Annotated in this window: 12 protein-coding genes; 8 read left to right on the top strand and 4 right to left on the bottom strand. The window is 55.6% G+C overall.

The features are described 5' to 3' along the window. The first annotated feature begins 171 nt into the window (after positions 1-171). Genes AAC060_RS11515 through AAC060_RS11505 form a run of 3 tightly spaced genes read left to right on the top strand, consistent with a single transcriptional unit; the run spans position 172 to position 3,871 of the window. Entirely contained in the window at positions 172-681 is a 510-nt protein-coding gene (locus AAC060_RS11515; protein WP_339826298.1) for a 2Fe-2S iron-sulfur cluster-binding protein, read from the top strand. Beyond that, the gene (locus AAC060_RS11510; protein ID WP_339826296.1) at positions 678-1,667 is read left to right on the top strand and encodes a xanthine dehydrogenase family protein subunit M; all 990 of its coding nucleotides are present in this window, start codon (positions 678-680) and stop codon (positions 1,665-1,667) included. The genes AAC060_RS11515 and AAC060_RS11510 overlap by 4 nt, the downstream gene beginning before the upstream one ends. Further along, positions 1,664-3,871 carry a xanthine dehydrogenase family protein molybdopterin-binding subunit gene (locus AAC060_RS11505; RefSeq protein WP_339826294.1) on the top strand — a complete coding sequence of 736 codons (2,208 nt, stop codon included), beginning with the start codon at positions 1,664-1,666 and terminating at the stop codon, positions 3,869-3,871. Before AAC060_RS11510 ends, AAC060_RS11505 begins: the two co-directional genes overlap by 4 nt. A 194-nt stretch (positions 3,872-4,065) precedes the next feature. Here AAC060_RS11505 and AAC060_RS11500 read toward each other — a convergent pair whose 3' ends face one another. After that, positions 4,066-4,974 (bottom strand): glutathione S-transferase family protein, encoded by a 909-nt coding sequence (locus AAC060_RS11500; protein ID WP_339826292.1) that lies wholly within the window; start codon positions 4,972-4,974, stop codon positions 4,066-4,068. 384 nt (positions 4,975-5,358) lie between these two features. Between AAC060_RS11500 and AAC060_RS11495 the strand changes: the two genes are divergently transcribed. From AAC060_RS11495 to AAC060_RS11485, 3 genes are all read left to right on the top strand, one after another. Continuing rightward, the gene (locus AAC060_RS11495) at positions 5,359-5,784 is read left to right on the top strand and encodes a hypothetical protein (protein ID WP_339826290.1); all 426 of its coding nucleotides are present in this window, start codon (positions 5,359-5,361) and stop codon (positions 5,782-5,784) included. After that, complete coding sequence (locus AAC060_RS11490; protein ID WP_339826288.1) at positions 5,781-6,113, top strand: hypothetical protein; 333 nt, start codon at positions 5,781-5,783, stop codon at positions 6,111-6,113. Before AAC060_RS11495 ends, AAC060_RS11490 begins: the two co-directional genes overlap by 4 nt. A 174-nt stretch (positions 6,114-6,287) precedes the next feature. Further along, positions 6,288-6,593: a nuclear transport factor 2 family protein gene (locus tag AAC060_RS11485; protein ID WP_339826286.1), complete on the top strand. Its 306-nt coding sequence runs from the start codon at positions 6,288-6,290 to the stop codon at positions 6,591-6,593. A 222-nt stretch (positions 6,594-6,815) separates the two neighbouring features. Here the strand turns inward: AAC060_RS11485 and AAC060_RS11480 are convergent, their stop codons facing one another. From AAC060_RS11480 to AAC060_RS11470, 3 genes are read right to left on the bottom strand one after another with little or no spacing between them, the layout of a single operon-like run. Next, entirely contained in the window at positions 6,816-7,487 is a 672-nt protein-coding gene (locus AAC060_RS11480) for an ABC transporter ATP-binding protein (RefSeq protein ID WP_339826284.1), read from the bottom strand. Next, positions 7,484-8,689, bottom strand: a complete 1,206-nt coding sequence (locus AAC060_RS11475; RefSeq protein WP_339826283.1) for an ABC transporter permease — start codon at positions 8,687-8,689, stop codon at positions 7,484-7,486. The genes AAC060_RS11480 and AAC060_RS11475 overlap by 4 nt, the downstream gene beginning before the upstream one ends. Further along, positions 8,689-9,786, bottom strand: coding sequence for an efflux RND transporter periplasmic adaptor subunit (locus tag AAC060_RS11470; protein ID WP_339826282.1), 1,098 nt, complete (start codon positions 9,784-9,786; stop codon positions 8,689-8,691). Before AAC060_RS11470 ends, AAC060_RS11475 begins: the two co-directional genes overlap by 1 nt. Positions 9,787-10,270: 484 nt before the next feature. Between AAC060_RS11470 and AAC060_RS11465 the strand changes: the two genes are divergently transcribed. Further along, entirely contained in the window at positions 10,271-13,141 is a 2,871-nt protein-coding gene (locus AAC060_RS11465; protein WP_339826280.1) for a TonB-dependent receptor, read from the top strand. Positions 13,142-13,229: 88 nt separating this feature from the next. Further along, positions 13,230-14,597 (top strand): serine hydrolase domain-containing protein, encoded by a 1,368-nt coding sequence (locus tag AAC060_RS11460; protein ID WP_339826278.1) that lies wholly within the window; start codon positions 13,230-13,232, stop codon positions 14,595-14,597. Positions 14,598-14,605: the final 8 nt, after the last annotated feature.

Below are 14,605 nucleotides of genomic sequence, written 5' to 3'. Positions count from 1 at the left end.
CCATAAAACATTTGTTGCGGTGCACTTTCAATGTTGCGGAACCATCGCGGCGACAGTGCGTAAAATGATGACGCACACTGCGACTCTGGATTGCTCGCCAAGCATCCACGATGGGCTCCGCCACCTGATCGGGCGCTCTGATATCGCATATATCCGAAGGAGACCGTCAAAATGGAAACCACAGAACTGATCGTGAACGGAAAAAGCCGCAAGCTCGAGGCCGACAGTAGAGTGACTTTGCTTGATGCACTGCGCAACCACTTGGGGCTGACCGGAACCAAGAAGGGCTGTGATCATGGGCAATGCGGAGCCTGTACGGTGATCGTGGAAGGGCGCCGGATAAACAGCTGTCTCACGCTTGCCTGCATGCACGACGGCGACGAAATCACGACCATTGAAGGGCTTGGCGAACCGGGTAATTTGTCGGCGCTCCAATCGGCCTTTGTCGCTCATGATGGTTTCCAGTGCGGATATTGCACGCCTGGCCAGATTTGTTCGGCCACGGCGATGCTAGAGGAAGCAAAGGCGGGATGGCCGAGTTTTGTCTCCGACGATCTCGAAGGTCCAGAAGCGCTAAGCAATGAAGAAATTTCGGAGCGGATGAGCGGCAACCTGTGTCGCTGCGCTGCCTATCCCAATATCGTCAACGCGATCCGTGAGGTTGCCGGAGAAAAGTCATGAATCCTTTTGTATATTCCCGAGCTCGCGACCGTGCCAGTGCTACAGCGGAAGCAGCGAATAATGCAACCTTCATAGCGGGCGGCACCAATCTGCTCGATCTGATGAAACTCGAGGTAATGTCCCCGGAGAAGCTGGTCGATATCAACCGGCTCGACCTTTCCGAAATCACCGAGACCGACGAAGGAGGTTTGCGGATCGGCGCGCTGGTAACAAACAGCGATTGCGCCGCCGATCAGCGTGTCCGGCGCGATTATCCAGTTCTGACGCGTGCGATACTGGCGGGGGCGAGCGGGCAGCTGCGCAATAAGGCGACCACCGGCGGCAATCTGTGCCAGCGGACCCGCTGCTATTATTTTTACGATACCGCCATGCCGTGCAACAAGCGTGAGCCGGGTTCTGGCTGTCAGGCGCTGGCGGGTTTTAACCGCATTCACGCGATACTGGGGGCGAGCGAAGCCTGTATCGCCACCTATCCCGGAGATATGGCGGTGGCGATGACCGCACTGGATGCGCAAGTGGAGATCGAAAATGTTGACGGCGAGATCAGGCAGGTCTCGGTCCAGGATTTTCACCGCTTGCCCGGCGACAATCCTGAGAGAGATAATATCCTTGAGGCGGGGGATTTGATCACCGCCGTGGTCCTGCCGGGCCCACCTGAGGGAAAGCAGATTTACCGGAAAATCCGCGACCGGGCATCCTATGCCTTTGCGCTTTGCTCTGTCGCTGCAGTGGTGAAGTTGCAAGGCGAGGCCATTGATTCTGTCGCGCTGGCATTCGGCGGACTGGCGCACAAGCCATGGCGTGATGAAGCCGTGGAAGCGCTTTTGATCGGTAAGAAGCCGTCAGTAGAATTGTTCGGCAGGGCTGCCGATCAATTGCTCGCCGAGGCCGAGGGGTATGGCAGCAACGATTTCAAAATTCCATTGACCCGTCGCTTACTAATCTCCGTCTTGCAAGAAGCCACCGTAACAGGAGCAGCCGCATGACCGCACATCACAAAATGGACAAGGCCGACACGCGGAACCGGCTCGACGATATGGTTCAGGGACTGGTCGGGTCGCCGATGGATCGGCCGGACGGGCCGCTCAAGGTTTCCGGGCAAGCGACCTATGCGCACGAATGGGACTTGCCGGACATGATCCACGGTGTGCTGGTCCGCGCGACGATTGCCAAGGGGCGAGTGACCGAGGTCGCGAGCGCCGAAATAATCGGCAAAAATGGTGTGCGCGCAGTCATTACGGATGACCGTTTGCTGAGACGACCAGCGCAAGGTGGTGCCAACGAAGCGCCGCCGCAAGGATCTAGACAGGTCGATTATTTCGGTCAACCGATCGCGCTGGTTGTGGCCGATACATTCGAGCAGGCTCGCCATGCCGCCCATATTTTGAAGATCAGCTATGAGGCGTTGGGCAACGCGGCATTCGACCCGGAGGCCGACGATACCCCCACCGACAAACCGGAGGATGACCAGCTTGATCAGGGCAATCTCGACAAGGCCATGGCGGATGCCGCCTTCACCGTGGATCAGGTCTATCGCACGCCGGGCCATAACAGTGCTGCGATGGAGCCGCATTGCGCCATCGCGAGCTGGGAAGGTGACAAGCTGACCCTCCGCGGCAGCTATCAGATGCTCAATTTCAATATCAACGAACTGGCCGACGCGCTGCACATCGTGCCGGAAAACATCCGTATGTTGTCGCCCTTCGTTGGCGGCGGCTTCGGTTCCAAACTGGGTATTTCGCCAGAAGCCGTTGCCGCCGCGCTCGCTGCCAAGGAAATCGGGCAACCGGTCTGCGTCACCTTGTCGCGGCCGCAGGTTTTCGAAACCACGATGCGCAGGTCGGAAACCCGTCAGCATGTCCGGCTGGCCTGTGATGAAGACGGGGTTTTGACGGGCCTTGGTCACGAATGTCTGGTGTCAAACCTGCCGGAGGAGGAATTTTACGAGCCGGTGACGCAGGCCACCCACTTCATATATGGCGGCAAGAACCGGAAGCTCGGCATCGAAGTGGCCCGGGTCAACCGCACCTGTGGCGGCTCGGTGCGGGCGCCCGGCGAAGCGGTTGGCATGCAGGTTTTGGAAAATGCCATGGATGAGCTTGCGGAAGCAGCGGGCATAGATCCGGTTGAGCTAAGGCGGCGCAATGTCCCTGGCCGCCATCCGGAGCAGGACATTCCTTATTCGTCCCGTCGGTTCATCGACGCACTCGACGAAGGCGCGAAATTGTTTGAATGGGACAAGCGCAACAGGAAGCCGGGCGCTTTGCGCGAGGGCGACTGGCTGATAGGTCACGGGATGGCCGGCGCCGCCCGGGTCAACATCCTCTCGGAAGCGAAAGCCAGAGTAACATTGCGCGCCGACGGCACCGCCGTGGTCGAAACCGACATGACCGACATCGGCACCGGAACCTATGCGATATTGACGCAAATCGCCGGGGACATGCTGGGTTTGCCGGCAAACAAGGTCGACACAAAACTGGGTGATACCGATTTTCCCGCCGGGCCGGGCTCGGGTGGATCGTGGGGAGCATCTTCTGCGGGGTCGGCTGTGTTTCTGGCTTGCGAGGAAATTCGCAAAAAACTGGCTGAAAAGCTGGGCAGCGACGAGGCCGATCTGGCGCTGGCAGATGGTAAAGCCGGAACCGGTGACAGCCTGAGACCCTATTCCGACATATTGGACGACCAGGAAATTTCTGCACTTGGCCATATTGAACCAGGCCAGACACTGGAGGACCTACAACAGGCTACCTATGGATCCTATTTCGCCGAAGTTGCAGTCAATGCGGTGAACGGTGAAACAAGGGTGAGACGGATGCTGGGGGTATTTGGTGCTGGCCGAATCCTGAACGAGAAGACTGCGACCTCTCAATGCTATGGCGGCATGATCTGGGGTATCGGCAGCGCCCTGACCGAAGAGCTGATTTTCGATAAGCGAGACGGGCACATCGTTAATCACGATCTGGCAGAATATCATATTCCGGTTAATCTGGACGTCCCGCAAATCGAGGTCGTGCTGCTAGAGGAACGAGACGAATGGGCCAGCCCCATCCAGGCCAAAGGCATTGGCGAACTGGGCATATGCGGCGCTGCTGCAGCGGTCACCAACGCGATTTATAATGCGACCGGTATCCGGGTTCGCGATTATCCTGCGACACTGGATAAGTTGCTTACCGACTTGCCCAGCCAATAAATGGGCGCTGTTTTCTTCCGACACCGGAATCTCCGCTGTTGGGCCGTAAGCGGCTATTTCGGTTGCCCCGATTATAGAGCCCGCTTTCTCTGACTTTCAGATTTTGGCGTTGTAAGTGACATCCTGCCGCTCGACCTGCAGCACTAGCCTTCTCCATTCGCTCAAATTCTTTGGGGAGTTCGCTGCAGGCTGCGTTAATTCGTCACCGAAAAACCTATGCGCGGGAAATGAACAATGACTTGTCCGGTCTGGGAATCTTCGCGAGAGATCGAGACATGATGTTCGGACGAGCCGACAAGCACTCCCTTGACCGCGTCGCGCCCGTAGTCATCGGCGGCAACGGTCACCCGCTTGCCTTCCAGTTCGGCGTCCCGAGGGGCAACTGTGCAGGCCATCGGCTCGGATGTTCGTGCAATATCGAGCGCGTCCTCGCGACTAGCCGCTGATCGCTCACCATGACCGATCGCCTTTACCCGCTCCAGCCACTCCGCAACGTGAGCCATATTCTCGAACAGGCTTGCTGCTGGGGGATAGGCAGACCGGATGAACCACAAATTGTAATAAGCGTTCGCATCAACGAGTCCGGCGCGGTCACCGGTCAGGAACCTGCGCCCGTCCGCAAGCTGGTCGGACAGCAGGGCGACATGTGCCCGCAACTGCGCTTCCATATGGGGGACAGCCGCCTGCATCGTCGCCGGATCAAACGGCCGGCCGGAAAGGGCTGCGCGGTCGTTTATAAAAGCCGCTGGGACTTTGTCGCCGAGCCCCCCGAAGATGATCGCAACTGCTGCCTGGAATAGCGCGCGGTCCGACCACATCGCATTGGCGTGCGCTAAGCCTTGGTCGCCCTGCGGAAACAACGTCGGTTCAGGAAAGCGTCGTTCAAGCTCCCTGACGATTAGCTGGCTGTCGCAGTAGATGTCTGCACCGATCTGCATGACCGGAATACGGCGATAGCCGCCGGTCAGTGCCACAAGTTCGGGTTTGGGCATAATGACCGGTTGATCGACAGCAGTCCAGGCCAGCTTCTTGACGCCTAGGCAAACGCGCACCTTCTCTGAAAATGGCGAACTATCATATTGATGAAACAGAATGTCAGGCATTGTGAACCTTTCCGGTATTATCGCCAAGCGATGCAGGATTTAACCGAAGCGGTCAACTTGGTCCCCACAGCGAGTGTGAGGTTTGTCGCTGCCGGGTTCCAAATCTCCGCCTCCGTTCGTGGCGGTAGTCCGCTTCCAATCCCTGCTGGCGCTAGCAAGTATGGCTTTCGGCCGCTTGTAGGCCCGAAGCGGACATAATGCTTGACTAGTGCGATCCATTTCGGGCGTGCGTGTCGGCCCGCAAGTCCTAAATCTTTGGGAAAAGTGGTTAGTACTCATAGAGAGGGGACAATCAAACCGTTCGGCGATTTTGCAGCATCGGGTTTCAAGAGCAAACCTGATCCGCTGTGGAACAGTCCCAATGGCATTTCGTGGTAGCCGGACATGCGCCACGTCCTCGTCGCCGACATCGCTGGCGGACACATCTATCGTGCTGATACCTGGATCGAGAAGGTCACTCGTTTCTACGACCATAGGTTCGGTGTGAACGCGGCCCTGCGGGATTCGTCCGTGGCAGTCTGGTTTACCCAGTCGACCGAAAATACAGCAGGGGAAGGGGCAGAGGCTCGTTTGTTCGCCGCAGCCGACAGGCCGATGGGAGATGGCTCGGTCTGGCGGATCGCTCCGGATGAGTTTGGGCGGCCTAATCCCGTTGCCGTCAAGCTCGTCAAAAACTTGAACTTCGCAAACGGTATCGCTCACGACGAAACGCGCGGACGGGTCTACGTGGCCGAAACTATCGGTAACCGCGTCCTTAATTTTGCGCTCACATTGATCGCGACACGCCGTGTGACCGTCGGGTGTTGGTGACGTTGCCCACCCCGGACAATCTCGAACTGGATGGCGATGGCAATCGGTGGGTCGCCAGCCCGTTTGCCAATGCGATCTACGTAGTCGATCCGGACACGGGCGACCGCAAGACCCTTTTTTCTCCTACGCCGGAGGCGAGCACTTGGATTGTATCAGAAATATACAGGCGGCTGAGTGAAGGCGAGCCGGTCCTTAAACTCCTCGCTCCCGAGATGTGGGGGCCGATGCCGGGGCTGCTGACCGAAAGGATACTGACAGCAGACGGAAATATCTATGTATCAGCGCTCGGTGATGCCTCGGTGCTATTGGATCAATCGACGCCTCGTTGAGACGCAACATCAACAGAACCACCAAGGTAAAGCCTGAAGGTGGCTTCCTCCTGATAACATAAAGGAAATTACGTGATGACTAAAGCACTTGAAATCGTTCAACAATTCTATGCTGCGATTGGGAGGGGCGACGTGGCTGCAGCGGCCGCGCTGATGGCCTAGGATGTAAACTGGATGGAAGCAGAGAGCTTCCCGCTTGCCGACCGCAATCCCTATATCGGGCCGCAGGCGGTTATCGAAGGCGTTTTCGCGCAGCTTGGCGATGAAGTCGACGCTTTTGGCGTGGCGCCTGAACGCTTCATCGCCAATGAAGAAAACGTAGTGATGGAAGGACGCTACATCGGCACGGGCAAGGCGACCGCCAAACCCTGCAACTCGCAGGTCGCCCATGTTTGGATAGTCAAGGGTGGCAAGATTGATAGCTACCAGCAGCATGTCGATACTCGCGCGGTCGCCAAGGCAACGGGAAAGGTCGAATAAGCAGGTTGGATGGCCCATTGGCCTCCGGTCGGAGGAGCGTCCATTAAACGGCCAAAATTGGGTGATTTTGCGGCAGTCCGCTCTTGGATATCCAAAGAACGATAGGGAGCCCTAGTCAGGAAATATTGATCGACAACTTCGCGCCTAGTTGATTTCCGTTTGGCACGTTAACGCTCCGATTATTAACCAAATCCCATGGCCTCCAATCCAAGCTTGGTTGAGCTAGGCAATACGGCCATCGACCACGTTGATCTGGCGGTCGCATATGGCTGCAATATCCGGATCATGGGTCGATATCAGAAATGTTGTTTTGTCCTCTCGGTTAATTTCGCGCAGCAATTGCATCACCCTTGCCCCGTTTTCCTGATCCAGGCTGCCCGTAGGTTCATCGGCGAATACAAGTTGCGGTCGGTTCATCAGGGCGCGGGCAACGGCTACGCGCTGTTTCTGTCCTCCAGAAAGCCGGTTCGCCGCATAATCCAGCCGATCCGACAGGTCTACGCGCTCAAGCAGGCTTTTTGCCCGTTTTCGCATGGCTTTAGAAAGACCGCCGGCCGGCGCAGCTGCAGGGAATGCCACATTTTCAACTGCGGTAAAGTCCGGAAGCAGATTGTGAAATTGAAATACGAAACCGAAGTGCCGGTTGCGGATCGCCGACAGCTGTTTTTCCGATAGTCCCGATACGCGATCGTCCATGAAGGATAATGTTCCGCCCGTCGGCTGCATCAGCAATCCCAATATGTTGAGCAATGTTGATTTCCCGGACCCTGACGGACCCTGCAGGGCAACCATTTCGCCCGGTTCCAGGGCCAGGTCGATCCCTTTCAAAACGACTGTCTCCAGATCACCATTGTAAAAGCTCTTGGTGAGGCCGTCGGCTTTCAGCAACGTCATTGTTGAATCGCCTCGACCGGATCCAGGCGGGCCGCTGCCCGGGCAGGCAGAATGGTCGCCAGAGCAGAGCCTGCTATCGTAAGCGTGATGACCAGCACATAGCCGCCTTCAGTCGGCGCTATCGGCAGCAGCGGACTGCCGTCTGGCGCGACAAATCGTTCCACAAGAAACAGACACAGACGGTAACCGATCGCAGCCCCCAGTAGCGAAGCGAGAAAACCGATAATCACGCCCTGGAATATAAATACACTTGCAACAAAGCTGCGCGAAATTCCGAAAGAACGCATGATACCGATTTCGCTCCGGCGACGGACACTGGTTAGTAGCAATGCGCTGGCAATCGAAATCATGATGGCTACCATCGCAAAGGCCTGGATGAAAATTCCTGTGCGATTCTGCGCTTCCAGCGCCTCTTCCAGATTGCGGTTCTTTTCCTGCCAGGCAGTGACCTTGAGCGGCAACTGAGCCTGCAGCTGTTCGGCGACCTGAAAAGATTTTTCCGGATCATCGAGTCTGATCGCTATCGATGTGACACCGTTCGGCAGATCGGCCAGCGGCCGGGCGGTCGCCAGCGAGAGATAAGCGACGCGGCGGTCGAGATTGGCAAGCCCGGCCCGGAATATTCCGGTTATCGGGATCAGCCTCTCCACGCCGCGGTCAGAACGCAACAAAACCGGGACACCGGCTTTCAGACCAAGATCGTCGGCGAGGTCCGCGCCAATCACCAGACCGCCACTCGAAAGGTCCGACGAGCCATCGATGATATAGCTGGAAATGGGGATGATCGCGTCAATCTGCGACGGATCGACGCCTTGCAACGCAATCGGTGCAACCGCAGCGCCGCGCACCAGAAATCCGTTGCCGGTTATTTCAGGGACGACCGCAACGACATGCTGCAGTCTTTCGCTCTGCTGCACGACTTGCTGCCAGCCCAGAATTTGCTGGCGCTGAAAAGTGGACACAGGCTGGGCGGCAAAGCGGTCGTCGTCATTCTGTACTGCCGCCACCCGCCGCGGCGGTTCAAGATCGACATGCGAAATCTGACCGGTCGTCTGCACGGTCAGAAATATCGCCAGCCCCTTTATCAGTGCGGTTATGAAAACAAACACGATAACGCTTAGCGCAACGCCGCCGATCAACAATCCTGTCTGCACGCGATTGGCAAGGAGATAGCGAAAGGCGACACGAAGCGCGAACAGCATCAGCTTGCCTTGTCTGACTTGCTCACAACTACATCGACCTCTTCGTCAGCCTGCACTGAAAGCGGATCCAGTATGACACGCTCTCCGGCCTTTACGCCATCGGTGATAATGACATTGCTCCCCGGCCAGTCCACCAAGGTGACATTGCGGGGGACAGCTTTGCCGGATCCCACAATATATAGTTGATTCTGCCCGCGGTTCTTGAACAGGCTCGTTCGCGGAACGGACAATATATTGTCGTATTTCTTTACCACTATGGTGACGTTCACCGACCGTCCCGGGCGCAGGCTCGCATCATCCGTTTCACTTGCAAAACGCATCAGCCTTCCGCCGGTGGACGAATCGATACGCGGCGAAATTTCGGTGATACGGCCTTTGAACCGCTGATCACTGCCGGAGGGAGAAATGATTACATCTGCGGCTAGTGGTACCGCGTCGGCATAATATTCGTCGATTTCCGCTCGGATCTCGATCGGCCCGTCAGAACCGATTTCGAACAGGATCGTGGCAGTCGAAACAACCTGACCCGCGTCGATAGGTCGACTCAATATTGTTCCTGTCATCGGCGCGAGAATATCATATTCGCGCGCTGCAGCGACTGCTTGCCGCGCGGAAGCCTGTCCCGCTTCCAGGCTGGCGCGGCCTGCTGCAACAGCGGCATCCGCTTCATCCATTGCCGCGCGCGTCACCCAGCCCTGAGCGAATAATGTTTCCAGACGTTGCTGCTTCTTGACTGCCAATGACAGCTGCGCTTCCAGGCTTTTGATCTGGGCGGCGGTTACGGCAATGGCAGCGCGCTCCTGCTCGGCGCGCACTCGGGCCAACAAGGCTCCCTTTGATACCTGATCGCCCTCATCATATAGCAGTTCAACCACAGCGCCCGCGCGCTCGGATTGAATTTGGACCAAATTAAGGGGACGAACGCGTCCGACAACAGACAGGCTCTGTTCTGCAGGACCTTCGGTCAAGATGGCGACCTTGACAGTTTGGGGAGCCGTGGCGCGTATATATATGGACGCTGCGCCGATGATCAGCACTATCACAATGGCGGCCCGGATAATTTTACTGCGATCGAAATCCATAATGTCCCGTTCCATTAGACGCTTTGGCGACTTTGTTACAGTTCAGCATATTCATATTATCAGTCACCATAACCGTGCTGTCTCATCCAAATTGTCGTCCCTCTACCATTTAGCGGTCAGGGAGGCACTCAAATCATTGGACAGTTTTTTGTCGACCTACGATAGGAATTTCCGCTTCGCGCCCAAACGTCTTTATCCCCCAGATCGGCGCTCGGTCTTGGATACTGCCATTGCCTGAAATCGATACATTCCAGAATTCATGGCTGCAACGGGATGGTTTTCAGAAGACGTGGCTTTACAGACGATTCTGGAAATACACATGATTGCGCATGCTGTTCACAACCACGAGCAAGTATAAGCAGACGCTTGTTGCCGAATCTTTCCTTTTGGATGCAGGGCCGGGAACTTCAACCATCCCACGACATAGCCTTGGGCTATAGACGGTCGAACCATATTCGATTGCCACTTTCCATGTTTCCGTCTGTGGTTTGCATGCGATTTGTTCAAGATCGTTATCACACCCCACGGATCAGAAAATTTTGACTTTGTTGGTGTGATGCAGGGAAATTCTCGGGGAGTATATAAATTGTCAAATCCATCCGCATCACCATTTCAATTTAAAGCCGTTTTACTCGCTAGTGTAAATCTAGCGGCATTCTCCGCTGTTCCGGGCTATGCGCAAACCGAAGAGCGGACCACCTCGGTAACTGCTGAGGAAGAGCAGAATGATATTAACGCAATAGTTGTCACAGGCTCCCGTGTTGCCCGCGATGGATTCGAAGCAGCTACACCGACCACTGTTCTTAGTGCTGCAGAAATCGAACGCGTTGCCGCTCCAAATATTGCCGATATGGTCAATCAGATGCCGTCCGTTCGTCCGTCGCTAACACCTTCCAGCTCGACAAACAATTCCCAGTTTGCAGGAGGAAACTACCTTGATCTGCGCGGCTTGGGCTATAATCGTACGCTCATTCTGGTCGATGGAAAGCGCTTTGTTTCCTCGCAAATTCAGGGGCCGGTTGATGTCAATGTGATCCCGCAGGCGTTGATCGGAAGCATTGATATTGTTACCGGCGGTGCGTCAGCGGCATGGGGATCCGATGCTGTTGCAGGCGTCGTAAACTTTAAATTCGATCACCAACTCGAGGGTTTCAAGGGCAGCGCTCAGGCCGGAATATCCGGTCATAATGATCATCGCAATTACTTGGGTTCGCTAGCATTTGGTAAAAGCTTTGCCGGTGGCCGGGGAAAATTGCTTCTCGCAGGCGAAATTGCTGAAAATGGGGGAATTGATCGACTAGCTGATCGTTATTGGGGTGCACAAGGCTGGGGCCTTATTGCGAACCCAGCATATACGATTACCAATGCCGAACCGCGGCGTCTGCTCGTTGCCAATGCTACCTCATCCAACATGAGCTTTGGCGGATTGATAAATTCAGGCCCACTTAAAGGAATTCAATTCGGTCCTGACGGACAGCCCTTGCCTTTTAATTACGGGACATTGGTCAGCGCATCGAACATGGTTGGTGGCGATGGAGCCAGCGGGGCTGATGAACTGATGCTGGAAGTGCCGCTAAAACGGTATAGCACCTACGGCCGTTTGTCGTATGAGTTGAGCGATACAGTGTCGGCATATGTCGAAGCGTCATGGGCTAAAACCAGCACTGACAATCCCGGACTGACGCGTACCGATACAGCTATTCGTATTCGCCGGGACAACGCATTTTTACCGGCGTCGATTGCGTCGGCCATGGACACAAATTCCATCACCAGCTTTACCATGGGACGTTATAGCCGCGACTATGCCCGGGGCTTCAACGAAATTCGTGCAGAAATAGTCCGCGGTGTCGCTGGTCTTCAAGGCAATATCGGCAGCGGATGGACGTGGGACGCCTATTACACCCATGGCGAAACCAAGAATACGCATCGCAACACTAACTCGCGGATCGCTTCAAATTATAATTATGCTATCGACGCTGTAATCGACCCGCTGACGGGGGCGGCTGTATGTCGTGATGTAACAGCGCGCGCGCAGGGCTGTATTCCACTCAACCTTTTTGGTATTGGCGCGCCATCTCCGCAATCGCTTGGCTATGTTATGGGCCAATCTTGGCGCAAGTGGGATATTCGCCAGGATGCCGCCGCTGCGACACTACGTGGTGAACCATTTTCCACTTGGGCGGGGCCGGTTTCATTGGCGACGGGTGTCGAATGGCGGAGTGAAACGGCGGCGGTAACGGCCGACGAGCTTTCTGCGGCCGGAGCTTTTGCAACCGGAAACACGGTACCATGGGATGGCAAAGTTACAGTGAAGGAGGCTTTTGGTGAACTTGTTGTGCCACTGGCACGTGATCAGAACTGGGCAGAATCTCTGGAATTGAACGTGGCCGGACGCCTCACAGATTACAGCACGTCGGGAACCGTCACAACCTGGAAGGTAGGGGGAACTTGGGACGTCAACTCAGGCATTCGCTTCCGTGCGACGCGTTCCCGCGATATTCGCGCACCTGCGCTAGCGGAACTATTTGGCGGTTCAACGACGGCGCAATTTACCGTCGCCGATCCGCTGCTTAGCCGCAGCTATAGTGTGCAATCGCTAACCAGCGGTAATGCCGGACTTAAGCCTGAGAAGGCCGATACCTTCACGGCAGGTATTGTAGTCAGTCCGTCATTTATACCCAATCTGCGCCTGTCAGTCGATTATTACGACATAAAGTTGAATGGTGCAATCCTGACCATTACGGCGGCATCGATCGTTGAGCGCTGTTATCTGAACCAACCGCAGCTTTGCGACCTAATCTCTCGAGGCACAAATGGTGACATTTCGCAGGTCGCAGCAACCCCGCAGAACCTGCAAGAAGTTCAGACACGCGGCATCGATATGGAACTTGCCTACCGCATGGACATCGGTGCTGACAGCTTGTCGTTGCGCGGGCTTGTGACTTATATTGACCGGATACGGCTTAACGACGGTATCACTGTTACGGAATTAGCAGGCAGTACCGATCAGCCAACCATTGCCAGTATCGGGGGGCAGCCGCACTGGAGTGCCAACGTCAGCAGCACTTATGAAACCGGATCGGCGCGGGTCAGCCTGACTGGACGCTATGTCGGTGGAGGAAACATCAACAATGACTATACATTCAAAGATCTCAATAAGCTGACCCACAAAGGCCGACTCTATTTAGATCTGTCGGCCGCTTATAATCTGATAAACGATGGCGACCACAAGGTTTCGCTATTTGCCACAATTAACAATCTGCTCGACAAGGCCCCGCCGATTACGGGAACAGGCGGATTTGCGACAGTCCGCTCGCTATATGACGTTATCGGACGGACTTTTAATGCTGGTGTACGCTTTCGTTTCTAACGGGTCGCAAGAGGCGCTGACGGCTTTATGTCGTCAGCGCCTTCCCAAAAGGATAGGTTGGCGGGAAAGAGATAATCGGGATAGTCATATGAAAAAACAACTTGTTATTGCGGTGTTAATGGTCACTGCCACAATATCTCACCCTGCACTTGCATCACATGAAGACGCGGTACGCAAGATTGTCTCGGATCCTGCCGGAATGGCCGCTCCCGGCTGCGCTGTGGGTGTATTTCGCGCTGGCAAACCGGTGTTGATAACGGCTGGTGGCGCAGCGGATATTGCAGGGAAACAGGCGCTGGACGCGGACACGCTATTTTACGCCGCTTCGGTGTCCAAACAGTTTACCGCCTTGGCTGCAGCCCAACTGGTCGAGGCCGGAAAAATTGGGCTGGATGACGATATCCGGAAATATTTTCCGGAAATGCTGACATCCGACGTGCCGATAACAGTAGCGATGCTGATGCATCATAGTGCAGGCATTCGCGATTCGCTTGAGCTTCTACGGATTGCCGGTTTCCCGCGGGCAAGTGCAACCGACAAAGAGACCGCGCTCCAGTTGCTGTTGCGCCAGCAGGACACCAATTTCACGCCGGGAACAGAATATAGCTATTCAAACGGCGGCTATTTAATGCTTGCAGAAATTGTCGAGCGCGTTTCGGGAATGCCTTTTGCTGAATATGCCCAGCGCCACATTCTAAAACCGCTAGGGATGAAGCGCAGTTTTTTTATGAATGATGCCGCGCCAACGGCGGCGAATGTCGCGCACGGCTATGTTTCAGGCAATGATGGCTTCGCAGTTCGCGACACCTATCCTCTGTTTAGCGGATCGGGGGGATTGATGGTGTCGATCAACGATCTTGCGCGCTACGACCGCGATATCGAAATCGGCCACACAGTGTGGACCCCTGCGATTGCCAAGATATTATTGACGCCCGGCAGTTTTGCCAACGGCGACCCGGTTGTCGATAGGCGAAGCGGGATGGCCTACGCTGGCGGCCTCCATGTCGGAAATCGCAAGGGGCAATATTTCGTCCAGCATGGCGGTTCGGCAGAAGCGTTTAAAAGCATGTATGCGCGTCTTCCCGAACGGCGACTGGGCGTTGCGATGCTTTGCAATCGTAGCGACTGGAACGCCGGGGACAAGGCTGATGCTGTGTTCGAAGCAATCGAAGGGCCAGGTCTGCTTAAGCTGACGGAGCTAGGGGACACTCTTGCCGGACGTTTTTACTCCGGTGATCTCGATACCTATTATGACTTTGCTATGCAGGAAGGAAAGTTGATCGCGGAGGTTTCATCGACATTTGCCGGGCCGGAAGCAGCCACGGTTACATTCGAAGAACAGTCCGATGGCTCATATAATGCAAAGGGCACCCGTCTATTATTTGATGGGGACAGCAATGGTTTCACGCTCAGCACAGGCCGGATCACGGCAATAAGGTTCGTTAGAATCCAATAGGGAATGGC

The sequence above is a fragment of the uncultured Parasphingorhabdus sp. genome, from assembly GCF_963975555.1.
Lineage (GTDB): Bacteria > Pseudomonadota > Alphaproteobacteria > Sphingomonadales > Sphingomonadaceae > Parasphingorhabdus.
The sequence above is the reverse complement of the archived record's forward strand: the minus strand, read 5'-3'. Positions and strand labels throughout refer to the sequence as shown.